Annotated in this window: 16 protein-coding genes; 10 read left to right on the top strand and 6 right to left on the bottom strand. The window is 50.0% G+C overall.

Features of this window, described 5'->3' with window-relative positions; translation table 11 throughout:
• Positions 1-18: 18 nt before the first annotated feature.
• Positions 19-4,041 (bottom strand): two-component regulator propeller domain-containing protein, encoded by a 4,023-nt coding sequence (locus tag QUW60_RS07280; protein WP_434736852.1) that lies wholly within the window; start codon positions 4,039-4,041, stop codon positions 19-21.
• An 8-nt stretch (positions 4,042-4,049) separates the two neighbouring features.
• Complete coding sequence (locus tag QUW60_RS07275; protein ID WP_289559515.1) at positions 4,050-4,460, bottom strand: hypothetical protein; 411 nt, start codon at positions 4,458-4,460, stop codon at positions 4,050-4,052.
• Positions 4,461-4,554: 94 nt separating this feature from the next.
• Between QUW60_RS07275 and QUW60_RS07270 the strand changes: the two genes are divergently transcribed.
• A complete protein-coding gene (locus QUW60_RS07270; protein WP_289559513.1) occupies positions 4,555-5,802 on the top strand; it encodes a glycoside hydrolase family 88 protein in 1,248 nt (415 codons plus the stop codon).
• 117 nt (positions 5,803-5,919) lie between these two features.
• Complete coding sequence (locus tag QUW60_RS07265; protein ID WP_258337203.1) at positions 5,920-7,467, top strand: sulfatase family protein; 1,548 nt, start codon at positions 5,920-5,922, stop codon at positions 7,465-7,467.
• 86 nt (positions 7,468-7,553) lie between these two features.
• Here the strand turns inward: QUW60_RS07265 and QUW60_RS07260 are convergent, their stop codons facing one another.
• Positions 7,554-8,216, bottom strand: a complete 663-nt coding sequence (locus QUW60_RS07260) for a BT4411 family hyaluronic acid-binding protein (RefSeq protein WP_289559511.1) — start codon at positions 8,214-8,216, stop codon at positions 7,554-7,556.
• 279 nt (positions 8,217-8,495) lie between these two features.
• Here QUW60_RS07260 and dnaE point away from each other — a divergent pair, with 279 nt between their 5' ends.
• Genes dnaE through QUW60_RS07245 form a run of 3 tightly spaced genes read left to right on the top strand, consistent with a single transcriptional unit; the run spans position 8,496 to position 13,020 of the window.
• On the top strand, positions 8,496-12,293 hold the full coding sequence (gene dnaE, locus QUW60_RS07255) for a DNA polymerase III subunit alpha (protein ID WP_258337205.1): 3,798 nt from the start codon (positions 8,496-8,498) through the stop codon (positions 12,291-12,293).
• A gap of 40 nt (positions 12,294-12,333) precedes the next feature.
• Positions 12,334-12,648, top strand: coding sequence for a thioredoxin (trxA, locus tag QUW60_RS07250; protein ID WP_258337206.1), 315 nt, complete (start codon positions 12,334-12,336; stop codon positions 12,646-12,648).
• Positions 12,649-12,684: 36 nt separating this feature from the next.
• Positions 12,685-13,020 (top strand): hypothetical protein, encoded by a 336-nt coding sequence (locus QUW60_RS07245; protein WP_289559508.1) that lies wholly within the window; start codon positions 12,685-12,687, stop codon positions 13,018-13,020.
• Between the two features lie 91 nt (positions 13,021-13,111).
• Here QUW60_RS07245 and QUW60_RS07240 read toward each other — a convergent pair whose 3' ends face one another.
• The 3 genes from QUW60_RS07240 to glsA all read right to left on the bottom strand — a co-directional run bounded on the left by QUW60_RS07240 (position 13,112) and on the right by glsA (position 18,343).
• Entirely contained in the window at positions 13,112-16,186 is a 3,075-nt protein-coding gene (locus tag QUW60_RS07240; RefSeq protein WP_434736851.1) for a chondroitinase family polysaccharide lyase, read from the bottom strand.
• Positions 16,187-16,513: 327 nt separating this feature from the next.
• Positions 16,514-17,503, bottom strand: coding sequence for a glycine N(alpha)-acyltransferase GlsB (gene glsB / locus QUW60_RS07235; protein WP_258337208.1), 990 nt, complete (start codon positions 17,501-17,503; stop codon positions 16,514-16,516).
• Positions 17,504-17,524: 21 nt separating this feature from the next.
• Positions 17,525-18,343 (bottom strand): lyso-glycine lipid O-acyltransferase GlsA, encoded by an 819-nt coding sequence (glsA, locus tag QUW60_RS07230; RefSeq protein ID WP_258337209.1) that lies wholly within the window; start codon positions 18,341-18,343, stop codon positions 17,525-17,527.
• Between the two features lie 357 nt (positions 18,344-18,700).
• Between glsA and rsmH the strand changes: the two genes are divergently transcribed.
• The 5 genes from rsmH to mraY are packed head-to-tail and all read left to right on the top strand — an operon-like array spanning position 18,701 to position 24,862.
• Positions 18,701-19,615 (top strand): 16S rRNA (cytosine(1402)-N(4))-methyltransferase RsmH, encoded by a 915-nt coding sequence (gene rsmH, locus QUW60_RS07225; RefSeq protein ID WP_289559505.1) that lies wholly within the window; start codon positions 18,701-18,703, stop codon positions 19,613-19,615.
• Between the two features lie 3 nt (positions 19,616-19,618).
• Positions 19,619-19,975 carry an FtsL-like putative cell division protein gene (locus QUW60_RS07220; protein WP_258337211.1) on the top strand — a complete coding sequence of 119 codons (357 nt, stop codon included), beginning with the start codon at positions 19,619-19,621 and terminating at the stop codon, positions 19,973-19,975.
• A complete protein-coding gene (locus tag QUW60_RS07215) occupies positions 19,972-22,104 on the top strand; it encodes a penicillin-binding transpeptidase domain-containing protein (RefSeq protein WP_258337212.1) in 2,133 nt (710 codons plus the stop codon). Before QUW60_RS07220 ends, QUW60_RS07215 begins: the two co-directional genes overlap by 4 nt.
• A 4-nt stretch (positions 22,105-22,108) precedes the next feature.
• Positions 22,109-23,569 (top strand): UDP-N-acetylmuramoyl-L-alanyl-D-glutamate--2,6-diaminopimelate ligase, encoded by a 1,461-nt coding sequence (locus QUW60_RS07210; RefSeq protein WP_258337213.1) that lies wholly within the window; start codon positions 22,109-22,111, stop codon positions 23,567-23,569.
• A gap of 24 nt (positions 23,570-23,593) precedes the next feature.
• The gene (mraY, locus tag QUW60_RS07205) at positions 23,594-24,862 is read left to right on the top strand and encodes a phospho-N-acetylmuramoyl-pentapeptide-transferase (RefSeq protein WP_258337214.1); all 1,269 of its coding nucleotides are present in this window, start codon (positions 23,594-23,596) and stop codon (positions 24,860-24,862) included.
• The last annotated feature ends 3 nt before the right edge of the window (positions 24,863-24,865 follow it).

Raw genomic sequence — 24,865 nt, 5'->3', positions numbered from 1 at the left:
CTTTCCCGCTTCAGACGTTTATTGGTCTTGCCCGGTGCGGTAGGCCATCGGCGTCACCAGATAAGCCTTCTTGAACACTTTGCTGAAATAGCGCGGCGAACTGAACCCGGTCTGGTCTGAAATCTGAGTAATATTCAATTCCGGACTGTTCTTCAGCAGGCAGGCAGCCTTTTTCAGGCGGAGTGTAATGAAGAAGTCGTTCGGAGTCTGTCCTGTAATGGCCTTAATTTTCGCATACATGCGCGTACGCGACACAAGCATCTGCTGGGCAAGCATATCGATGGTAAAAGCCGAATCATCAAGATGTTTCTCAAAAATGGTTATCACTTCATCCAGAAACTTCTTGTCCAACGGGTTGGTTGCCAGCACCGGAGTTTCTGCGGCGGGCTGCTTGGTAAAATACTCCTGAAGTTTCCTCCGGTTGTTTACAAGGTTGTTGCATCGAAGTATCAGCAATCTGGAGTCAAAAGGCTTAGTGATATAATCGTCGGCTCCAATCTTCAGGCTTTCAAGGTTTTGTTCTACCTCTGTGCGTGCCGTAAGCAGAACAACGGGAATATGGCAAGTGTCAAGATTTCCCTTAAGCTCCTTCACCAGTTCGATACCCGACATGCGCGGCATCAGTACATCGCTCAGCACAATCTGAGGCGGATTCTCTTTCACTTTTTCCAAAGCTTCCATACCGTCCGAAGCCAAAGCGACATCGTAGATGCTTTCAAACAGGCCGGCAAGCATCTTGCGTATCGACTCATTGTCCTCGACAATCAGCATATGCGGACGCGACCCGTCACTGTTGGGCATTACTCCAGCTTTCAGCACTTCCACCTGTTCCGGATTCAGACTGTATTTCGGGCCGTCTACCGTCATCTGCCGGATTACGGCATGTTCTGACGTTTCGATTATTTCGTCCGGCTCATACATGTCATTTCCCTCCGGAATCCATACGGTAAACTTCGCGCCTTTGCCTTCGGTACTCTCTACATTGATCTGCCCGTGATGCAGTTCCACGATACCTTTTGTCAACGCCAGACCGATTCCTGTTCCTGCATTGATTTCCGTATCTTCCGTACTTTGATAGAAACGGAGAAATATCTTTCCGATGTCTTTGGGCGAGATTCCCGAGCCCGTATCTTCTACTGAGAACCAGGCTTTCCCGTCGGTTCTCCATACACGCAATGTCACGCGGCCCTCAGGCAACACGTGCTTGATGGCATTCGACAACAGATTATTGATCACCTTGCGCATCTGCTGCCAGTCGAACCACACTTCAATATCATCGCATTCAGAAACAAACTCAAGAAAGATTTTCTTGCTCTCAGCATATGGCTGGAAAAGCAAGTAAGTTTCGTTCAGGAAATAAACCAGATTCATCCGGCTAACCTTCAGCTTCATCTTGCCCTGTTCCTGCTTGCGGAAATCCAGCAGTTCACTGATAAGCTCCTTCAGCTGCACGCTGCTCTGATAGGCCAAAAGCACCTTCGAATAAACCGAAGGAAGAATCTGAGGCATTTGCATCAGCCTTTCAAGCTGACCGATGATCAGCGTAAGCGGAGTGCGGAATTCATGTGATATGCTGGTAAAGAACCGGAGCTTCGCCTGATTCAACCGCTCTATGTCCTGCAAGTGACGCTGCTCGTATGCCAGCGATGCCTGGAGCTTGACACGGGTCTGGTACATGCGCATCAGATACCACAAGATACCGCCCGCCAAAAGCACATAAATTATATACGCCCACCAGGTGGCATAGAAAGGAGGCTTGACCACAATCTTCATCGTTATCGGTTTGCTGAGTGTGAGCGGGTTGGCCGAACGCACGCATAAAGTATAGGTTCCCGGATTCAAGTTCGTGTAGGTGATTACAGGCTGTTCGCGTACCGGAGTCCATTCTTCCGAAAAGCCTTCGAGCTTGTATTCAATCTGCTCCCTGTTTTCGGGAACATAGTTTGAAGCGGAAAAATACAGGCTGAACATATTCTGATCAGCTTTCAGCGTGATCTCGGAAGTATAATTCAGCGCATCTGCGAGCAACCCGGTCTTGTCGCCCGGCAAAATCTCCTTTCCGTTCACAATCAGTTTTAACCAAACCAGGGTATATGGCAGAGGACTACGGTCCAGCCCCTTCAACGGAAACATGACCATACCCGTCATTCCTCCCAGAAAGACTTCCTTCTCTTTCGAAACGAACAATGCGTTTTCGTTGACTGCCGACAGCGGGAAACCGTTTTCAGCCACATAGTTGCGCACTCTTTCGGTGGCAGGCTCAAAGCGCGAAAAGCCACAGTTGGTTATCAGAAGCAGCTCTCTGTCATCGTTCTCGCAAATCTTATAAATGCAGTCACCCGAAAGCCCGTTGCGTGCGGCGTCGAAGTTTCGGAATGTCCCGTCAGACTGATCCAGACAGTCCAGCCCGCTTCCTGAAGTGGCGAACCATATCCGGTTTGCATGGTCACAGAAAATGCTGTTCACGTTGCTGTTGCTCACTCCCGGCTGTCCTTCTCTATAAGGATAATGCACCAGCCTGTCAGTCTTGAAATTATAGGAAAAGGCGCCTTCGCCCGTAACGGCCATCCACAGCACGCCTGTCCGGTCAAGCTCCAGATCAGCAACCATCCGGATTTTATCGCCTTCAGGACTCTCGCCGAACAGTTGCCGGCATTTTCCCGTGGCTTTCGACAGCAGGCAGACCCCCTGCTGGGTGGCCACAACCAGGCTATCTCCGTATGGCAAAATATCACGGACAATGTCAGAAGGAATGGTTGCAGGATTGCCCGCCTCGTGACGATAGGCAAAGAACCTTCCGCTGCGGATATCCAGCCTGTTCAGCCCGCCCAGATGAAGCCCCAGCCATATTTGGTCAGTGCCTTCATCATACCAGATTGCTTTCACATTATTGTGGGATATGCTGTTGGCTGATGCCGAATGAACATACCAGCGAAACTTCCCCGTTTGCCGGTCAAGCATGTTCAGGCCGCCTCCTTCTGTACAGATCCATATGTTCCCCCGCTTATCTTCCAGCATGTTGCCGACAATCGGACTGCTCAGCCCGTCGGCTTCGTGAGCCGCCTTCCCGAAAACGGTATAGACGGCATATTCAGGATTGAAATAGTTCACTCCGCCAAAATACGTTCCGGCCCAGATGGTTCCCTGCTCGTCTTTCACCATACACCACACCGATTCATGCGACAGCCCGTAAGGCGCACGACCAGCCTGATAGTGATGAAAGGCCACTTCCTCGTCAGGATGCAGACAGTCAAGCCCTTCGGCAGTTCCTATCCACAGATTTCCCTTGTTATCTTCACAGAAGCAGCGCACAAAGTTGGAAGAAAGCCCGTTGTGTCCGGTTCTCAGATTATCCCAATCCCCTTTGGGCGACTTCCGGTAAGCCCCGTTTTCCCAAGTCCCGACCCACAGCCTTCCCGCTGTATCCTCAAAAATGCTGGAAATCCGTCCACCCTTGATTTCGTGCGAAAGCACCTTTCCGGCAGACAGGCAGAAAAGTCCATGAGCCTCCGTCCCCATCCATAAATTCCCTTGCGAATCAATGCGCAGAGCCGTCAGGCGTTCGCTTCCCGAAGGCAGAGTATAAAACAATTCCATCTCACCTTTTCCTTCATCGTAGCGGAACAGGCGCTCGTCGCACCCCACATACAACCCGCCGTGATACAGCACCGCCGATACCTGTCCCCGATAAACCACCGAAAATCTCCCCGTCTGCATGTCAAAGCGGGCCAGCCCGTCCACACAAAGCAGATAAAGATGGCCCTTGCGGTCGCCGGTCACTTTCAGCACCTGGTTTGAAAAAAGACTGTAGGGATTGTCCTTTTCCATCCGGAAAACCTTAATGCCGTTCCCGTCGTAGCGGTTCAGCCCCTCACGGGTACCAATCCACACAAGACCATTCTCGTCAACATACACGTCATTAACAGACACTTGCGACAGCCCGTCTTCCGTAGAAAGACGGTTGAATGTCACGTCATGCGCTTCCGCAGCCACAAAAGGCAAGACAGCACACAAGAGAACGGCATATATGAAACGATAGATAAAGCCCATCAAAAAGTCAGTGAAAAAAGTTCAACTACAACAATGCGAAAATAAGAAAAAAAATCAGAACTGCCAAATTCACCATGAAACGACAGGCCGCGGCCTTCTCCAGGTTCAGGTGAACGAAAATCGTTATCAAACAATTTACTATCTAAAAAGGCGGAAGGCCAGCCGCAACAACCGTAACGGCCGAAGGAATCACGATGCAAAACTCGCGGCTCATCTTCCTCAATCTGACGGCTCATTCCGCACAACCTGAACGCCCAACTTCCGCAAGCTGACCCGGCAAACATTTCCGCCGGCAAGAGATTGCCATCGGCAAGCGCGGCATCCTCTTGCACATTTAAAAAGTTTTGCTTATCTTTGAGCCTGAACGAAAACATCACCTTTTCATATGGAAAGCACAGCCCGAAACACATTTATACCTTTTTTATGGACGATTTTATCCCCCGTCCTCCCGTAAATAAGCCTACCTTTGACCAAACGAGAAATATTAATCAAAATTAATACCTTATGAAGATTAAAAACCATTTAGGAATCGCCGCTCTGGCAGCTGTCGCACTTGCCGCCTGCCAGCCGAAACAGGAAGCAAAACCCGACTTCCTGACTGAAGAGATCAACAACATCGTAGCTCAGCACACAATCCAGACTGACATCATCGAAAAAAGCGGGAAATGCCTGAATCCCCGCACGCTCGACACGCTCGGAAACATCGTTTATGTCCCCATCGACGACTGGACAAGCGGATTCTTCCCCGGAAGCATGTGGCTGGACTATGACTTGACAAAGGACGAAAAATGGAAAAATCTCGCTGAAAAATATACGGAGGCGCTCGACTCGGTAAAATACCTGAAGTGGCACCACGACGTGGGCTTCATGATCGGATGCAGCTATCTGACCGGTTACCGTCTGTGCGGACAGCCCGAATATAAGGATGTCATCGTAGAAGCAGCAAAATCACTCTCCACCCGCTTCCGTCCGAACGCAGGCGTCATCCAGTCATGGGATGCCGACAGAGGATGGCAAGGAAAACGCGGATGGGAATGCCCGGTTATCATCGACAACATGATGAATCTGGAACTGCTGTTCGAAGCAACCCGTCTGTCGGGCGACTCTACGTTCCACAAGATTGCGGTTTCTCATGCCGACCAGACCATGAAGAACCATTTCCGCGCAGACAACAGCTGCTATCACGTGGTTGACTACGCACTGAAAGACGGAAGCGTAAGAAGCCGCCAGACAGCACAAGGCTATGCGCACGAGTCAGCATGGGCTCGCGGACAAGCATGGGCCATCTACGGATTCACCACCTGCTACCGGTATACCCACGACCAGCGTTATCTCGACCAGGCTGAAAAGACGCTGAACTTCTACCTCACCGACAAGAATCTCCCGAAGGATCTGATTCCTTACTGGGACTTCGACGCTCCAAAGATTCCGAACGAGCCGAGAGATGCTTCAGCTGCTGCCTGCATCGCTTCGGCATTGTATGAAATGGACGGCTATTGCCAGGGAAAGAACTACAAAGCGCTGGCTGACACAATTGTAACTCATCTGGCCGGACCGGACTATAAAGCCAAAGTGGGCGAAAACGGAAACTTCATCCTGATGCACTCGGTAGGAAGCATTCCTCACGGACAGGAAATCGACGTTCCGCTGAACTATGCAGACTACTATTACGAAGAGGCACTGATACGCAAGAGAGATCTTGAAAACAACCAGCCATTCTCTTTCGTAACAGAAAAAGACTCTGTTCAGTAACATTCTCCTGCAACACGCAGTAAATCAGGAACGAAGACACAAAGACACAGAATCATACATCTTTCTCTGTGCCTTTGTGTCTTTGCATTAAAAATAAATTCAATCTATCAAACCACCATGAAACATCTGTCATACACACTGCTGGGAGGAGCCGGACTGCTCGCTCTGGCAGCATGCGGAAGTTCACAAAAAACAGTGGAACAGACGCAACCCAACGTAATTTACGTGTTCCCAGACCAGTTCCGGAACATGGCTCTCGGCATCTGGAACGAACCGGAATTCAAAGAATACGTGCGCTTTGAGGGCGACCCGACCCATACTCCAAACCTCAACCGGTTCGCAAAAGAATCGCTCGTGCTTTCCTCAGCCATGAGCAACTGCCCTCTGAGCAGCCCCCACCGAGGCTCTCTGCTTACCGGAATGTATCCCAACAAGAGCGGAATCCCTTTGAACTGCAACTCCGACCGGCCGATCAGCTCACTCCGCACTGACGTGGAATGTGTGAGCGACGTGTTCAGCAAGAACGGATACGAATGCGCCTATTTCGGAAAACTGCATGCTGACTTCCCCACTCCCAACGATCCGGCTAATCCGGGACACTACGTGGAAGACAGAAACCCGACATGGGATGCCTATACCCCGAAGGAACGCCGGCACGGCTTCAACTACTGGTATTCTTACGGCACTTTCGACGAGCACAAGAATCCGCACTACTGGGATACGGAAGGCAAACGGCATGACCCGAAAGAATGGTCGCCCATCCACGAAGCTAAACAGGTAATATCTTACCTGAAAAACGAAAACGGACAACGCGATGCCAGCAAACCGTTCTTTATCATGGTCGGAATGAACCCTCCCCACAGCCCTTACCGCTCGCTCGACGACTGTATGGAAGAGGATTTCAATCTTTACAAAAATCTGCCTACCGACAGCCTGCTCATACGGCCAAATGCCGACAAGAAACGTGCAAAAGCAGCTTCTGCCCCCTACTATTTTGCTTCGGTAACCGGCGTGGACCGCGCGTTCGGACAGATTCTGGACTGCCTGAAAGAGCTGAATCTTGATGAAAACACGATTGTGGTGTTCGCTTCCGATCATGGAGAAACCATGTGCAGCCAATTTACCGACGATCCGAAAAATTCACCATATGCCGAATCCATGAACATTCCGTTCATCGTGCGCTATCCGGGGCATATCCGTCCGCATGTGGACAGCCTGCTGCTCTCATCGCCGGACATCATGCCGACACTGCTCGGACTCTGCAAGCTGGATAAGGACATTCCCGCCACCGTACAGGGAAGCAACTACGCTCCGCTTTTCTTCGAAGACTCTACAAACGTAATCGCCCGACCGACCGGTGCCGTTTATATCCAGAACATCGACGGCGACAAGGACAAAGACGGAAAAGTGATTTCCTACTTCCCGAAATCAAGAGGAATCAAGACGGCTCACTACACGCTGGCACTCTACATCGACAAGGACAAGAAGCTTCAGCGCACGCTTCTCTTCGATGACATAAACGATCCCTACCAACTGAAAAACCTCTCTCCGGAAGAACACCCGGAAATCGTGAAAGAACTCTACAAAGAGCTTGCACAGCAGTTGAAGGACATCGAAGACCCATGGTACAACGAGAAGATCCTTTCAGACTTGCTCCCATACTGACCTAAGGATCAGAAGAAAGATGAAAGAACAAAGAAAGCCGGCTCCATTTCGGGAACCGGCTTTCTTTGTCTATGCAACAACTGAAATTACTTTTGCAGCGTCACATTGTCAATCATCATTTTTGAATCTTTCTTCTGCAACTCGATTACAACAATCAAGTCTTTCAGCATTTCATCAGAGATGGCGGATTCAGTAATTTTATTTCCCTTAGCCTCCACACTTTCCACACTCGCAAAATTGTCGACAGTCTTCGCAAGATCAAATTTTGCGGTCACCTTCATCCATTTTCCCGGCTTGTTGATGACACGGCTGAAAGCGGTAGCCGACTGATTCTTAGAAGACTCGTCTGTCAGATCAAACTGATCGCGCATGATAAAAGTCTTAAGCTTTGAATCACAGATGAAGAAGCGCACCTGAGCACCTTCGGTCAAAGCTTTCGCTTCAAACGACAACGTATAAACACCCTTTTCTGCACCCTCCAGACGCTGAGCCAGAAAAGCCTTATACCAAGAATTGTCTGTCGTATTTTCTATCTGAACGGCATTTCCATGTTTCTCATCATCCTTCACAGGAGTGATAGTGGTTGCTCCGCTTGTTTTGTCCATCACGAACCAATCAGCCGAAGCCGGAACCGATTCATAAGTTTCAGCGTTCAACGGCGTGTCAAACGTACCATTCTTGATAAGATTCTGAGCATTCATCCCTATAACAAGAAATGACAATGCTGCCAAAACAAATGTCTTTTTCATAAGCAATTCAAATTTATTTATGATTTGTCGCAAAGTTAGTAAAAAAGAGAAGAATCCTGCCAAACCATCCCTCTTTTTTAGCTTAATAATAATGAATAAGCCGTTAAATTCTTTTTAAGCCCAAAGGATAATTGCCGAATTTACGATACCTGGATCACACATCTGATATTCAAATCATTAACCCATAAGTTTCCCTTACTATCCTAATAAATTCCCAACGCTATTGCCCGTTCTCCAAAAGATGAGTATCTTTGTCCGCTTACATAAACACTCTGAATCATGGAAGATTTTGTTCATTTGCACGTACATACCCAATATTCGATTCTCGACGGACAAGCCTCGATTCCGCGTCTTGTAGACAAGGCCATCGCAAACGGGATGCGGGGGATTGCCATAACCGACCACGGTGACATGTTCGGGATAAAGGAGTTCTTCAACTACGTAAACAAAAAGAACGGAGGCACGAACTCCGAAATCAAGGACCTGAAAAAGCGTATCGCCGCGCTAGAAAGCGGAAAAGAAGCAGCAGAAGAGCCCCAAGCTGAAATAGCAAGCTGCAAACAGAAGCTGGAAGAAGCCCAAAAAAAACTTTTCAAGCCAATCTTCGGCTGTGAAATGTATGTGGCGCGCCGGCGGATGGAAGACAAGGAAGGGAAACAGGACCAGAGCGGCTATCACCTGGTGGTGCTCGCTAAAAACCTGAAAGGATACCACAACCTGATCAAACTGGTGTCGAAGGCATGGACCAAAGGGTTCTATATGCGACCGCGTACCGACCGGACCGAACTTGAGAAATATCACGAAGGTCTGATTGTCTGCTCTGCCTGCCTGGGAGGAGAGGTGCCGCGGAAAATAACTGCCGGACGCTTTGAAGAAGCAGAAGAAGCCGTCCGGTGGTACAAGAACCTGTTCGGAGATGACTATTACCTGGAACTGCAGCGCCACAAGGCTAGCGTACCCCGGGCCAATCACGAAACGTACCAACTCCAACAAACTGTAAACAAGAAGCTGGTTGAATACGCAAAAAAATACAACGTCAAACTGGTCTGCACGAATGACGTGCATTTTGTGGATGAAGAAAATGCCGAAGCACACGACCGGCTGATCTGCCTGAGTACGGGAAAAGACCTCGATGACCCGAACCGCATGCTCTATACCAAGCAGGAATGGATGAAGACACGCGAAGAAATGAACGAAATCTTTGCAGACATACCCGAAGCGCTGGCCAACACGACGGAAGTATGCGACAAGGTAGAATTCTACTCCATCGACCATGCGCCGATCATGCCTACTTTCTCCATACCAGAGGATTTCGGGACAGAAGAAGAATACCGGAAAAAATTCACAGAGGAGGACCTGTTCAACGAATTCACCCGTGACGAAAACGGAAATGTGGTGATGGACGAAGCGGCTGCCAAAGCAAAGATCGAACGCCTCGGAGGATATGAAAAGCTATACCGCATCAAGCTCGAGGCGGACTATCTGGCAAAGCTGACTTACGAAGGTGCTGTCAGAAGATATGGAGCAGACATGGACGATGAAATCAAGGAGCGCTTGAAATTCGAACTGTACATCATGAAAACCATGGGTTTCCCGGGGTACTTCCTCATTGTGCAGGACTTTATCAACGCGGCACGCAACCAGCTTGATGTATCTGTAGGACCGGGACGTGGATCAGCTGCCGGATCGGCTGTGGCATACTGCCTGGGCATCACGCAGATCGACCCCATCAAATACGACCTGCTGTTCGAGCGTTTCCTGAACCCCGACCGTATCTCGCTTCCCGATATTGACGTAGACTTCGATGATGACGGACGCGGGCGGGTGCTGAACTGGGTAACCGAAAAATACGGACAGGAGAAGGTGGCGCATATCATCACATACGGCACAATGGCTACCAAACTGGCCATCAAGGATGTGGCCCGCGTTCAGAAACTTCCCTTGCCGGAATCCGACAGACTCTGCAAGCTCATACCCGACAAGATTCCCGACAAAAAGCTGAATCTGCCCAACGCCATCGCATATGTTCCGGAACTTCAGGAAGCAGAAGCTTCACCCAATCCCATTCTGCGCGACACCATCAAATATGCTAAAATGCTCGAAGGGAACGTGCGGAACACGGGCGTCCATGCCTGCGGAACCATCATCTGCCGGGATGACATTACCGACTGGGTGCCCGTAAGCACGGCCGATGACAAGGAAACAGGAGAGAAAATGCTTGTAACCCAATATGAAGGCTCTGTCATCGAAGACACCGGGCTTATCAAGATGGACTTTCTGGGACTCAAGACCTTGTCCATCATAAAGGAAGCAATCGAGAATATCCGCCAAAGCAAAGGCATCGAACTGAATATCGACGAAATACCCATTGACGATCCAGCCACCTACAAGCTGTATAGCGACGGACGGACAATCGGAACGTTCCAGTTTGAATCGGCAGGGATGCAGAAGTATCTGCGCGAACTCCAGCCGTCTACATTCGAAGACCTTATCGCCATGAATGCGCTCTACCGTCCGGGACCGATGGACTATATCCCCGACTTTATCGACCGTAAACACGGACGGAAGCCGATCGAATACGATATTCCCATCATGGAGAAATATCTGAAGGACACTTATGGAATCACGGTCTACCAGGAGCAGGTGATGCTTCTGTCGCGCCTGCTGGCCGACTTCACGCGAGGCGAATCGGACGCTTTGCGAAAGGCGATGGGAAAGAAGCTGCGCGACAAGCTGGATCACATGAAGCCGAAATTCATCGAAGGCGGAAAGAAAAACGGGCACGACCCTCAGGTGCTGGAAAAAATCTGGGCCGACTGGGAAAAATTCGCTTCCTATGCGTTCAACAAGTCACACGCCACCTGCTACTCGTGGGTAGCCTATCAGACCGCTTATCTGAAAGCCAACTACCCTTCGGAATACATGGCCGCCACCATGAGCCGCAACATCTCGAACATCACCGAAATCACCAAGCTGATGGACGAATGCAAGGCTACAGGAATACGTGTGCTCGGTCCCGACGTGAACGAAAGTAACCTGAAATTCTCTGTCAACCACCACGGCGATATCCGTTTCGGGTTGGGAGCCGTCAAAGGTGTAGGAGAAGCTGCCGTGCAAAGCATCTTGAACGAGCGCGAAAAGAACGGGCCATTCAAAGGCATCTTCGATTTCGTCCAGCGCGTGAATCTCTCGGCCTGCAACCGGAAAAACATCGAAAACCTTGCACTCGCGGGAGGGTTCGACAGCTTCCAGGAAATCAGGCGCGAGGACTTCTTCCTGAAAAACTCAAAGGAAGAAACCTTCGTGGAAACGCTGGTGCGGTATGGAGCCAAATATCAGGCAGACAAATCGTCGGCCACCAATTCTTTGTTCGGAGATACCTTTGAGATAGAAATCGCCACTCCGGAAATCATCCATGCACCTGAATGGACCGACCTGGAACGCCTGAACAAAGAACGTGAGCTGGTAGGAATCTATCTCTCCGCACACCCGCTGGACGATTTTGCCGTCATTCTCGAGAACGTATGCAACGTACACATGGCGGAGCTCGCAGACCTCACCCCCCTGCAGAACCAGAATCTGATTCTTGGAGGAATCGTGACAGGAGTTCGGGAAGGGCTTACAAAAAAAGGCACGCCCTATGGCATAGCCAAGATAGAAGACTACTCCGGATCGGCTGAATTCGCCTTCTTCGGAAACGAATGGGTGGAAAAGAAGAACTACTTCGCCGAGGGCATGTTTCTTTTCATGCACGGCAAATGCCAGCCCAAACAATGGCGGCAGGACGAATGGGAAGTGAAAATCAGCACAATCGAGCTGCTTTCAGACGTAAAGGAGAATGCCATCAACAAGATTACGGTCAGCATCCCTCTGTCGGCGCTCAACGACCAGCTGGTGGTGGAATTCTCGTCAAAAGTGAAAGCCAACCCCGGAAAGGCAGAGCTCTGCTTCCTTGTTTACGACGACAACGGACAAATGCGTATAAACCTGAGCTCGCACGCGGTAAAGGTATCAGCCCAAAAAGATCTGATCAATTATTTAAAAGAGCAGCCGCAGTTGGAGTATAAAATAAATTAGCCTATATTTGTAGACAAAATCTTTTTTAAAACATACAGTTATGGCATTGAACATTAAAGATGACAATTTTGAAGCAATCGTAGCCGAAGGGAAACCGGTGGTACTTGATTTCTGGGCTACATGGTGCGGTCCGTGCCGCCAGATCGCTCCTTACATCGAGGAACTGGCAGAAGAATACAAGGACAAAGTGAACATCGGCAAATGCGATGTAGACGAGAACAGCGATCTGCCCGCGCGTTTCGGCGTGCGCAGCATTCCAACCGTAGTTTTCATCAAGAACGGTGAAGTGGTTGACAAACAGGTGGGAGCAACTGGCAAATCGGCTCTCCAGGCTAAGGTGGACGCTCTGCTCTAAGCAACGAATTCTATCAACTAAAAACAAACTATAATTATGGGCATGGACAACGATTTTTTGCTGGAAGACGAAGATGATGAAAAGACAATCGAATTCATCAAGAACTACCTTCCGCAAGAAATGAAGGACTCGTTTACGGATGACGACCTTTATTACATCCTCGACGTAATTGTTGATTATTACACAACCAGCGGATGTCTGGACGCACAACCAGATGAAGAGGGATATATCAACATCGACCAGGATGAGATAGTGGACTACATCATGAAAGAGGCCAAGAAAGACGGAATGGGCCCATTTGACCCGGAAGCTGTCTACTTTGTAGTGCAAGGCGAAATGGAATACGGAAACCAGCTGGAAGACATGGCCTGACCAGCCTTTCCGTGAAACCTTTATAGAAGCAGAGGCACAAAGATTCTGGAATCTGACATTCCGCATCTTTGCGCCTCTGCTCTTTTTCTGCTTATTTCTTCACCAGCTTCACATCATAGCTTTTTCCTTCGCGGCACACAAACTGCAACACCGTATGCTTTCTGTCTGCTGAAATGACCTTCACATTCTGCAGGTCTGTATCCAGCTCCCAATGGCCCTTCAAAGTTACGGTTACAGGAATCTCCTGACTTTCGTTGAATTTCCATGGACGCGAATAAATGCTCCGCTCGATACGTTTGCCTTCGTTGTCGAAAGCCTCATCGCTCGGCCCGCGATATAGAGCCAAGTCCGGCTGGGCGACGGTAAGCAGAAGCTGTTGCTTGCCCGTTTCCTTCACCATGGCCAGGCAACAAGTGTCGGTCTTTTCAATCCATTCTCCCGGCAATGCCGCACGCGGAGTTTCAAACAACACGTATGAGGTCAGCTTCTCTTCGGAAGAAGACACGATATGCGCGTTGCGGTCGCGTTTGAGCACCTTGTAGGCCGGCTTCTTCGCAAAGGCTTCCAACGAAGCCTGATCGGTCTGAGGCAGCACGGCATATTCATACGATGCGCCTTTCGGAGCCTTTCCGTGATCAAACACAAGCGACACCCAATCGCCGGAAGTCGGTTTCACGCTGCGCTCTCCCACCGTAGTCTGCGGAAAATTCTTTTCAAACTTCGTATTTCCCTTCACATAATATCCCGCTCCGTTCGGTGCAAGGAAAATGTTTCCGGTTCCTGCATATCCTTCCCAGTAAGCCTTCTCCTCGGGAGTAATGGCTGCAAGCTGGAACACGGTGGTTTCCGTCGGATAATCCTTGTTCACATTCTCGATGTCAGAACCGAGAGCCACAATCTTGTCGCCGAAGAAATGATAAGAAATGCGGGCGCGGTGCGAACCGTTATACTTGTCATGCTCATGCAGAACCATTCCGAAGTTTCCGTTTTCATGCTCCTGAGAAAGTCCGCCGGCAAAAGCTTCGTCAGAATAAAGCATTTCTTCAAATCCGGAGAATGTATCCACATTCAGCACCTTTGCGCGCAACTGGTCAAAAGGCAGATGGATGGAAGTAGTGCCCGGAATGCGATTCCAGTCGAAACCGTTCTCCTGCCATCCGCTTGAAGAAAACGTCACATACTGGCCGGGGCGTGCCGTCAGAACCTGCATGCTTCCGTATCCCAGGTAGCGTCCGTAGAAATTGGCATCAAGATAATGCTCGGCGCTCCACAGATAGCGCGAGGAGCCTCTTACCACCGCCGCCCAGTTGCTTCTTCTCTGCACGGAAACACAACCGTAGCCCAGAGCCAGATTTCCCTGCGGGTCTGCCTCCGGCTTGAAGCCTGCGGCCGCCAGTTCGCGCTTCATCTTCTTTTCCATTCCGGTCATCTTCTTCGGAAGATAGTCCGGCTCTTCGCCGCTCTTCACATCCGGAGCGTTCAACAAGCGAAGATAGGCCGCCGCCATTTCCGGATCATACTTCTGTTTTCCATCGGGCGTGCCCGCTATGGCCATCATGCCATATTGTCCCGGTATCAGTTTGCCTTTTCCGTTAGGGTGCCGTCCCGACATGGACAACGGGAACTGCACACGGTTGCAATAAAAGCGCATGGCGAGCAGCACATCCTTCACCGTCTGATGCGCCAGTTCGGACACGGCAAACGTGGTTCCGCTCATCAGATAAATCATATTGGTAGCACCGTCAAGGCCTCCGACCGCATAAGCCGGATAATTGTTGCAATGGTGGAAGGCGGCTCCGTCGCTCTTGAACGAACCGGCCAGACCGGGAGCCGGACGGCATCCGTAGTCGATCCAACGGGAGAAAGCGCGCAGGTAACGGAGCTTTTCGGGCGTATCCTCCATCATCAGGATGCTCGCAATGCGTCCCGAAGTCTGGGTATTGAACGAATCCATGTCAATGCCGTTCCCTTCGGGCTTCGGATAAATCTCATTGGTGATGGCATACCACCGCATCGTGGCTTCAGCCTCCTGAAGACGCCCCTCTTCACGCAGGACATCTTTCATCAGGAAATAAGACAGGTAAAGATTTCGCACGCTGTATCCGTAATGATGGATGTTTCCCCAGCAGCTCCCGTACGCCACACCCTGATCGGTAATATGATCGTACATCGCCATGAACTTCTCACGCATTTCCTGCTTGATTTCCGGATCTTCGGCGTTCAGATAAACCGTAGCGATATTCTTCATCAGGTCAAAGTAAGCCTTCATCTCCATGCCGAGCTTGGTAAACATATCCTTGTCCCAGTTGGGAAGCATACGTTCGTAGGCCTCCGCCTGGCGCACCATGAAGATCGGCATGCCGCTCACCTTTCCGTCCTTATAGACGATGCGATATTTTCCGTATTGCTTTCTGATTTTGTCCAGCTGCTTCTGGTTCACTTTTCCCGGGAGATAGACCAGGTCGCGGAAACGCTTCTCCATCAGATGCATGTCAGCCTTTTCCTTCTCCGACACGGGGTTCAGCGGCAGATCGGAAGTCCACAGCGAGTGCGGATAGATAACCAGCCAGTGATTTGTGGTTCCCTTATGCACGAAAGGCACCTGCACGTCCGCGGCCTGCTGGCGGGCGTCCACTTTGACCGCTGTAATCAGATGGTCGATGAAAAGTTCGCCTGCCACATCCGGAGCCTGCACACGAAGTTCATCCATGCCCGTTTCCGGCTTCCCCTCCATGTCGCGCTCATAGCAGACCCAGGCGGCGCGCCATCCGGTAAAGTTGATTCCGAAAGGGAAAGAGGTGCATACCTTTCCGTCTTTCAGAAACTGGAAGGTAATCTTCTTGTCGACAGCCTTTTCGTTATATACCCATACGATGAAAGCCGACAGGTACGTATCTTTTCCCGTCGGATCTTTTTCCTCAAACTTCAGATCTTTTTCCAGAGCCAGTGTCGCGCCGGGCTGGTAAGTCCAGCGGAGCGAATGCGTACCGTCTTTATAATGTACACCCGAGATGGCCAGCGACGAAGCCTCAGCCTTCATTTGCGCCGGCACTCCATCTTCGAACGAGAACAGCCGCTCGTTCTTTACCACCTGTGCGGATACAGGAGCCGCCAGCCCCATCAGACATAAAGAGAATGCCCAATTAATAAAATTTTTCCGTTTCATAGCGAAGATTCTGCCAATAAATTAATAATCGCAAAGATAACATTTCTTCGGTGAAACAGAAATATTGAAAGGGAGAAAATGAGAATTTTCATTTCACGCCCGAACGAAGCTCCAGATGCCGGAAGAGTTTCTTTGTTCCACAACGTGGAATATACATTTCACACTGCGGTTTCTGCATTCCACAACGTGAAACATAGAAACCACAATGCGGAATGAAGAAATAGAGCCGGCTTCGGGAACTTTCCGGCGGGGCATGAAGCATTTCAGGCGGCCCTCCCGGAAAAACGGGAAAGACCGCCTGAAACGGATATGGGTGTGCAGACTTGCTTACTTTTTGACTCTTCCCACTATCGCGTTGAAGGAAGAAGTGATGTCCAGCGCCTCGGGATGCTCCTTGATGAAGGATTCGATGTGACGCACGCGCTTTTCTTCGAGAATCTCGTCCACCGCAATGAGGATGCCGGTTTCCTCCACATCTCCGAAACCGTCGTTTATCGCCGTGCCGAACATGCGCATCGTGGGCGACAGGCCCATATAGGCATTCACAAGGGGAGGGATGTTGTATCCCAGCTTCCGGATTTCGGTGTTGAGCACCTTGTAGTCTTCCTTGAAGGAATTGTGGCAGAACAGCTTTTCGAGCATCTCCGGATCGGTTTCTATCAGAATCGGGTTTTCCGGAATGATCAGTCCGTCCTTGTCACCGAAATGCTTCTTCAGGAAATACAGAATCATATCGCGGCCGAAACGGTTGTAGCTCGGATACATCGTCATCTTGCCGAACAGGTATTTCACGTGGGGCATCACCACGGTAAGAGCGCCCAGCCCGTCCCACAGATTGTCGAGAGCGAACAGGCCTTTCGAGCCGGCCCGGGTTGACTGATACTCAAGCGTCACGAACGAACGTCCCAGCTCGATTGTAGCAGGAAGATATTCTTTCAGGAACTTCTCCGAAAATTTAAACATGTGTGCGGTTGCCAGGATGGGTTCTCCTTTTTCGTCGAACTCCACCTCGTCGCCAAGGAAATAGCGGTATCCTCCGAGGATTTCTTCCGATTCGGGATTCCACACGATCAGCTGGTGATACGGATGCTCCATCAGGTCGTATTCGTCCAGGTCAAGCGGCTTGCCCGTTCCGCCTCCGGCCGCACGAAAAGCGATTTCTCTCAAACGTCCGATTTCTTTCAGGACATTAGGCGCGTTCTTCCACGTAACAATGTATATCTCGTTGTTGCTTTTGTTCGTGAACCTCAACCGTTTATCTTCAGTCAGTTCCGATTTCAGAATCTCTTTGTCAATCGGCGCAATAATTTCTTCCATATATTTTTTATCTCTCTTAATTCAAAGTTTATATACCAGTTCACGCACATAGTCGGCCCATTCGGCAGGCGTTTTCGACTTGTCGAAGGTCTGCCACGGTATCGGTTTTCCGATAGCCACCCGGAATGTCTTGTGACGGTTCTTATACATTTCGTCTGCCAGATACAGCATGGCTATGTTGAACTTGATCCCCAGAAACTTGCATGCGTTGGCAAGGTTGTAGAAAAAATTGGAATTCCGGCCTTCGAAGTGAACAGGCACCACATCCCGATGCGCCTCCACGCTCTTGGTCACAAACGTCTTTTTCCACGGCAAGTCCTTGATTACCCCATGCTGCCTGCGCGAACAGATGCCTGCCGGGAACATGATGATATGCGCGTCCGAACGGAATCCCGCCTCTACCATCGCCGGAAAATCGCGCGACTGCGACCCGGTCTTGTTGATCGGAATGCAGAGAGGTGCCAGCCCATGCAGGTTCATCAGCAGATCGTTGACCAAGTATTTGATGCGGCCGCCATAATGTTTCCCCAAAATATATCCCAAAGCGATGCCGTCTTGCCCGCCCAGCGGATGGTTCGACACGAACGTGCACAACCCTTCGGCGGGCAGATTCTCGATGCCTTCCACTTCCAGCCTGATGTCGAGGTATTCCACACAGGCTTCCAGGAAGTCAACGCCGGTCTTGTCGGCCACGCGCGTCAGGAAAGCGTTGATTTCATCTTGATGGACAATCCGTTTCAAATATGATATGAGAAAGCGGGGAATGCGATCGGCCTTCTTTCCGGCTTTCTCCCTCACCACCTTGTCGATATCAACCAAAAACATTGATTTCTCAGCCATATTCTTTCATTTACCCTGCAAATGTAACTCATCTCTTTGAAAAATCACACATTTTTCTTACAAGAAATGCAGTTTGTACGCCTAAAAAAATCGTTTTTCTTTTTTCCGTAACATGCAGGACACAAAAAGCGAGCCGTCGCCCCGGCACGGGAAGCTCTCACGCAGGCCGGAGAATATGCCATTTCCAGGCACGCCGCAGCACTTCCCGCCGCCAGGCACGGATGTGTCCGGATACTGACAAGGTGTTGATAACTTCCGGAAAATTTCTTGCTGAAAAATGGTGCCCGATTGTATAGAAATGCCTAATTTTACGGCTCAATTCTATAATAAGGTGGAAAATTGACAAAAACGGCAACTATGGACGGAACAGAACCAACCTACCACATACCTGTCTTGCTGCATGAAAGCATACAGGGCATGAACCTTCATCCGGGCGGCATTTATGTAGACGTAACCTTCGGAGGAGGAGGGCACTCAAAGGAGATTCTCCGGAATATGGGAGAAGGAAGCCGCCTGTTCAGTTTTGACCAGGATGCCGACGCTGAAAAGAACATCATCAACGACGGGCGCTTCACGTTTGTGCGGAGCAATTTCCGCTACCTCCACAACTTCCTGCGCTATTACGGCGTGCCGGAAGTAGACGCCATTCTGGCCGACCTGGGAGTTTCATCGCATCATTTCGACGATTCGGAACGCGGATTTTCTTTCCGCTTCGACGGAAAGCTCGACATGCGGATGAACAAGCGGGCGGGAATGACGGCTTCCGACATTGTGAACACTTACGAGGAGGACCGCCTCGCCGATCTGTTTTTCCTGTACGGCGAACTGAAAAACAGCCGCAAGCTGGCTGCAGCGCTGGTCAAGGCAAGAGCGGGAAAAAACATTGCCACCATCAATGATTTCCTGGAAATCGTCAGACCGCTTTTCGGAAAGGAAAGAGAAAAGAAAGAGCTTGCCAAAGCGTTTCAAGCACTCCGCATAGAAGTGAATCAGGAAATGGAGGCGCTTAAGGAAATGCTGTATGCCGCCACAGACGCGCTGAAGCCGGGAGGAAGACTGGCCGTCATCACTTACCATTCGCTTGAGGACCGCATGGTGAAAAACATCATGAAAACCGGAAACGTGGAGGGAAAGGCTGAACAGGACTTCTTCGGAAACCGGAAAACTCCGTTCAGGCTTATCAACAACAAAGTGATAACGCCTTCGGAAGAGGAAACCGGCCGGAACCCGCGTTCAAGAAGCGCAAAACTCAGAATTGCTGAAAAATTATAAGACATGGAAAGACAAGACGACAAGACACAGCAGAAGCAGGACCTGCACGTTACGTGGAAAACGGTAATGGGCGGAGAGCTGCTCGTACGCATCATGCGCCGGCAAACGACGCTGGTCATACTGGTCATGGTGTTCATCATCGTGTACATCGACAACCGGTACTCCAGCCAGCAGGAAATGATCGAAATAGACGAACTGAAGAGAGAGCTGGTCGATATAAAGTATGATGCGCTCACGGTTTCGTCCGAACTGACCGAACGGAGCAGGCAGTCGCGCATCGAAGAATACATCACGGCAGAAGGGACACCGCTTGAAACATCAACCACACCACCGTTCTTAATCAAAGACTCAGAGAAATGACATCCAACAAAGACAAGATATTGCTGCGTTACACGGGGTTCATCTTCATCATGGGGATTCTTGTGATAACCGTCATAGTCAAAGCCATAATCATCATGTTCGCGGAAAAGGGCTACTGGATGGAGGTTGCCGACCGCTACGTGAGCGAAACCAAGAAGATTCCGCCCACAAGGGGAAATATCATCTCGTCCGACGGAAAGCTGATGGCCAGCAGCCTGCCCGAATACAGAATCTATATGGATTTTGTGGCGGCGCAGAACGCAGGAAACGATTCGACGCTCATGAACCATCTGACAGAAATCTGCGAAGGGCTGCACCAGATATTTCCGGACAAAAGCGCGAAAGAATTCAGACGGCACATCCTGAACGGAAGGAAAAAGAAAAGCCGGAACTACTTGCTTTATCCGAAACGGATCTCATACATCGAATACAAGGAAGTGAAGAAGCTGCCCGTATTCAACCTGAACAAGAACAAGGGAGGCTTCCACGAACTGGCATACAACCAGCGGAAAAAGCCTTTCGGCTCGCTGGCCGCACGCACGCTCGGCGACGTGTATGCAGATGCCACCATGGGAGCAAAAAACGGACTTGAACTTACTTACGACTCTATCTTGAGAGGCAAGGATGGTGCCATGCACAGGCAAAAGGTCAGAGGAACCTACGTAGACATTGTGGATGTCCCCCCCGTAGACGGATGCGACATAATCACCACCATTGACGTAGACATGCAGGATATCGCCGAGAAAGCACTCGTCGACCAGCTGAAGAACCTCAACGCGCAATCCGGCGTGGCCATTGTCATGGAAGTGGCTACCGGGAAAGTCAGAGCCAACGTCAACATGCGCAGGGGCAATGACGGCAGTTATTATGAAATGAGAAACGATGCGGTAAGCAACCTGATGGAACCCGGATCAACCTTCAAGACGGCCTCCATCATGGTGGCGCTCGAAGACGGATATATCACTCCCGACTATGTGGTGGATACGGGAAACGGCATCGTCAACATGCACGGAAGCAATATGAAGGACTGGAACTGGCATCATGGAGGATACGGGAAAATCGATGTCACGCACATCCTTGGATATTCGTCGAACGTGGGCGTATCGACAATCATCGACAGGTTTTACGGAAACAACCCGCAGAAGTTTATCGACGGACTGAGAAGAATGAGCATCGACAAGCCGCTGAATCTCGGATTCGTGGGAGAAGCAAGCCCGCGCATACGCGGACCGAAAGAAAGAAGCTATTTCGCAAAGACAACTCTCCCATGGATGAGTATCGGCTATGAAACCATGTTTCCGCCCATCTATCTGCTGAACTTCTACAATGCCATCGCCAACAACGGCGTAATGGTGAAGCCGAAGTTCGTGGAAGCTATATCAAAAGACGGAGAAATCATCAAAGAATATCCGACAGAGATCGTCAACCCGAAAATCTGTTCCGACAAGACATTGGAGCAAATCCGGACCATGCTGCAGAAAGTGGTTGCCGAAGGACTTGCCAAACAGGCCGGAAGCAAGCAGTTTCATGTGTCTGGAAAAACCGGAACAGCGCAAATATCACAAGGAACCAAAGGGTATAAAAGCGGAAAGACCAAATATCTCGTCAGCTTCTGCGGCTTCTTCCCTTCGGAAAACCCTCAGTACAGCTGCATTGTATCTATCGAAGATCCCGGCGGATATCCTTCGGGAGGCGTACAGGCAGGAAGTGTGTTCAGCCGCATCGCCGAACGGATCTACGCCAAACATCTGTACATTGACCTGAGCAATGCAAAGGATTCTGCCGCAATCCTGATCCCCGACATCAAAAACGGAGATATAGGTGAAGCCGCACAAGTGCTTCAGGCACTGAACATAAACAGCAACAGCAGCTCGATACCTGCAAGCAATGCGCCTATATGGGGCAAAGCCGTAAATACCACCAATTACGCCGACCTGAAACAGACGGCCTACAACAAACAGCTTGTCCCGGACGTAAAAGGAATGGGGGCAAAGGACGCTGTCTACCTGCTCGAAAGCAAGGGCCTGCATGTCCGGCTTTCGGGAATGGGAAAGGTTACGGCTCAAAGCATCGCGCCCGGCTCATACTTGCGCAAAGGACAAACAATTACACTGACACTTAAAAACTAAAGAAATGGAACTGAAAGAGATCCTCAAAGCGATTACGATAAAGACAATACTTGGAGATGCCGGAAAGGATATAACAGGCATCGAAATAGATTCGCGTAATGTCAAGGCCGGCAATCTGTTCGTTGCCGTCAAAGGTACGCAGACAGACGGCCACGCCTATATAGCCAAAGCTGTCGGAAACGGTGCATCGGCCGTAGTGTGCGAAAATCTGCCTGATTCCCCGGACAGCAACGTCACTTATGTCCAGGTGGCCGACACCGAAGAGGCGGTAGGGAAACTGGCGACTCACTTCTTCGGCGATCCCACCTCAAAACTCGACCTCATAGGCGTAACCGGAACAAACGGGAAAACGACAATCGCTACCTTATTATATAATATGTTCAGAAAATTCGGCTATAAGGTCGGACTTATCTCCACGGTATGCAATTATATCGACGGAGAAGCCATACCTACCGACCATACGACACCCGACCCTATCACGCTGAACAAACTGCTGGGACGCATGGCAGATGAAGGCTGCAAATATGCCTTCATGGAAGTCAGCTCGCACTCGATAGCCCAAAAACGTATCGGAGGGCTGCGGTTCGCCGGAGGCATCTTCACGAACATCACCCGCGACCATCTGGACTATCACAAAACATTCGAAAACTACCTGAAGGCAAAAAAGGCATTCTTCGACGGATTGCCTAAAACGGCTTTCGCCCTGACAAATGCCGATGACAGAAACGGTATGGTCATGGTTCAGAATACAAAGGCAAAAGTATACTCCTATTCGCTCAGAACGCTTTGCGACTTCAAGGGCAAAGTTCTTGAGGATGGATTTGACGGCATGCTGATGGACATCAATAACCGCGAAGTGAACGTGCAGTTTATCGGACGCTTCAATGCATCCAACCTGCTGGCCGTTTACGGCGCTGCCTGTATCCTGGGCAAGAAGCCTGAGGACGTATTGCTGCTGCTCAGCACACTCCATCCTGTTTCCGGACGGTTTGACGCATTGAGGTCCCCCAAAGGATATACCGCCATCGTTGACTATGCACATACGCCTGACGCTCTGATAAATGTCCTCGACACAATCCACGAAGTGCTCAGAGGAAGAGGAAAAGTAATCACCGTCGTAGGAGCGGGCGGAAACCGCGACAAAGGCAAACGGCCGCTGATGGCAAAAGAATCGGCAAGACGCAGCGACAAGGTCATCATTACATCAGACAACCCGCGTTTCGAGGAGCCTCAGGATATCATCAACGACATGCTGGCCGGCCTTGACAAGGATGACAGCAGAAAAGTGCTCAGCATTGCCGACAGAAAAGAAGCGATCCGCACGGCCTGCATGCTGTCGGAACCCGGAGATGTGATTCTGATTGCCGGAAAAGGACACGAGAATTACCAGGAAATAAAGGGGGTAAAGCACCACTTTGATGACAAAGAGGTTTTAAAAGACATTTTCAGCAACGAAAAGTATTAACGGTAAAGCGATTTTTGGATAGACATGCTATATTATTTATTTCAATACCTGGAGCAGATCAATTTTCCGGGGGCGCGTATGTTCGGCTACGTGTCATTCCGTTCATTGATGGCAATCATCTTTGCCCTGCTGATTTCGGCAATCTTCGGAGAGTATTTCATCAATATGCTGAAAAGGAAGCAGATCACCGAAACGCAACGTGACGCATCCATTGATCCGTTCAACGTCAACAAGGTGGGAGTGCCTACAATGGGAGGAATCATCATTATCGTGGCCATACTCATTCCATGCCTGCTGCTGGGCAAGCTCCACAACATCTACATGATTCTGATGCTGATAACCACCATATGGCTCGGCACGCTGGGATTTCTGGATGATTACATCAAAGTGTTCCGGAAAGACAAGGAAGGTCTGCACGGCAAATTCAAGATTATCGGACAGGTCGGTCTGGGACTGATTGTCGGACTCACCCTCTACTTGAGCCCCGATGTGGTGATCAGAGAAAACATCGAGATACAGCAAGACGGACGGGTGGTAGACGTTGTGCATAAAAACCAGGATGAAAAATCAACGAAAACGACCATACCGTTCTTCAAGAACAACAACCTGGATTATGCGGATTTCGTGGGATTCATGGGAAAGCATACACAGGCTGCAGGGTGGATTGTATTCGTACTTGTCACAATCTTTGTCGTCACAGCCGTATCAAACGGAGCCAATCTCAACGATGGCATGGACGGAATGGCGGCTGGAAATTCGGCCATCATGGGAGTCACGCTCGGCATACTGGCTTATGTATCAAGCCATATTGAATATGCGCAATACCTGAATATCATGTACATCCCGGGCAGCGAAGAACTGGTTATCTTCATCTGCGCATTCATCGGGGCGCTGATCGGTTTCTTATGGTACAATGCATTTCCAGCACAAGTGTTCATGGGCGATACCGGAAGCCTTACCATTGGGGGCATTATAGCCGTTTTCGCCATTATCATCCATAAAGAACTGCTGATTCCGATTCTCTGCGGGGTCTTTCTGGTGGAGAATCTCTCAGTCATTCTGCAAGTAAAGTATTTCCAGTACGGCAAGAAGCATGGAAAAAGACAGCGCATCTTCAAGCGCACGCCCATCCACGATCACTTCCGCACAACAATGGCGCAGCTTGACCCGAACTGTACCTATATGTTCACACGCCCGCAAAGCGTATTTCACGAATCAAAAATTACAGTCCGCTTCTGGATTGTAACCATTGTACTGGCAGCGATAACTATTATAACTTTAAAGATAAGGTAAAAA

It is taken from the genome of Bacteroides gallinaceum (assembly GCF_030373775.1).
Lineage (GTDB): Bacteria > Bacteroidota > Bacteroidia > Bacteroidales > Bacteroidaceae > Phocaeicola > Phocaeicola excrementipullorum.
Note: the sequence above shows the minus strand (reverse complement) of the source record. Positions and strands in the feature narration are given on the sequence as shown.

Excerpts from the sequence above, each read along its gene's own strand:
- QUW60_RS07270 (WP_289559513.1), top strand. The coding sequence starts at position 4,555 with ATGAAGATTAAAAACCATTTAGGAATCGCCGCTCTGGCAGCTGTCGCA.
- mraY (WP_258337214.1), top strand. The coding sequence starts at position 23,594 with ATGCTATATTATTTATTTCAATACCTGGAGCAGATCAATTTTCCGGGG.
- QUW60_RS07210 (WP_258337213.1), top strand. The coding sequence starts at position 22,109 with ATGGAACTGAAAGAGATCCTCAAAGCGATTACGATAAAGACAATACTT.
- QUW60_RS07215 (WP_258337212.1), top strand. The coding sequence starts at position 19,972 with ATGACATCCAACAAAGACAAGATATTGCTGCGTTACACGGGGTTCATC.
- QUW60_RS07265 (WP_258337203.1), top strand. The coding sequence starts at position 5,920 with ATGAAACATCTGTCATACACACTGCTGGGAGGAGCCGGACTGCTCGCT.
- trxA (WP_258337206.1), top strand. The coding sequence starts at position 12,334 with ATGGCATTGAACATTAAAGATGACAATTTTGAAGCAATCGTAGCCGAA.
- QUW60_RS07240 (WP_434736851.1), bottom strand. The coding sequence starts at position 16,186 with ATGAAACGGAAAAATTTTATTAATTGGGCATTCTCTTTATGTCTGATG.
- QUW60_RS07275 (WP_289559515.1), bottom strand. The coding sequence starts at position 4,460 with ATGTGTTTCGGGCTGTGCTTTCCATATGAAAAGGTGATGTTTTCGTTC.
- glsA (WP_258337209.1), bottom strand. The coding sequence starts at position 18,343 with ATGGCTGAGAAATCAATGTTTTTGGTTGATATCGACAAGGTGGTGAGG.
- dnaE (WP_258337205.1), top strand. The coding sequence starts at position 8,496 with ATGGAAGATTTTGTTCATTTGCACGTACATACCCAATATTCGATTCTC.
- glsB (WP_258337208.1), bottom strand. The coding sequence starts at position 17,503 with ATGGAAGAAATTATTGCGCCGATTGACAAAGAGATTCTGAAATCGGAA.
- QUW60_RS07260 (WP_289559511.1), bottom strand. The coding sequence starts at position 8,216 with ATGAAAAAGACATTTGTTTTGGCAGCATTGTCATTTCTTGTTATAGGG.
- QUW60_RS07245 (WP_289559508.1), top strand. The coding sequence starts at position 12,685 with ATGGGCATGGACAACGATTTTTTGCTGGAAGACGAAGATGATGAAAAG.
- QUW60_RS07220 (WP_258337211.1), top strand. The coding sequence starts at position 19,619 with ATGGAAAGACAAGACGACAAGACACAGCAGAAGCAGGACCTGCACGTT.
- rsmH (WP_289559505.1), top strand. The coding sequence starts at position 18,701 with ATGGACGGAACAGAACCAACCTACCACATACCTGTCTTGCTGCATGAA.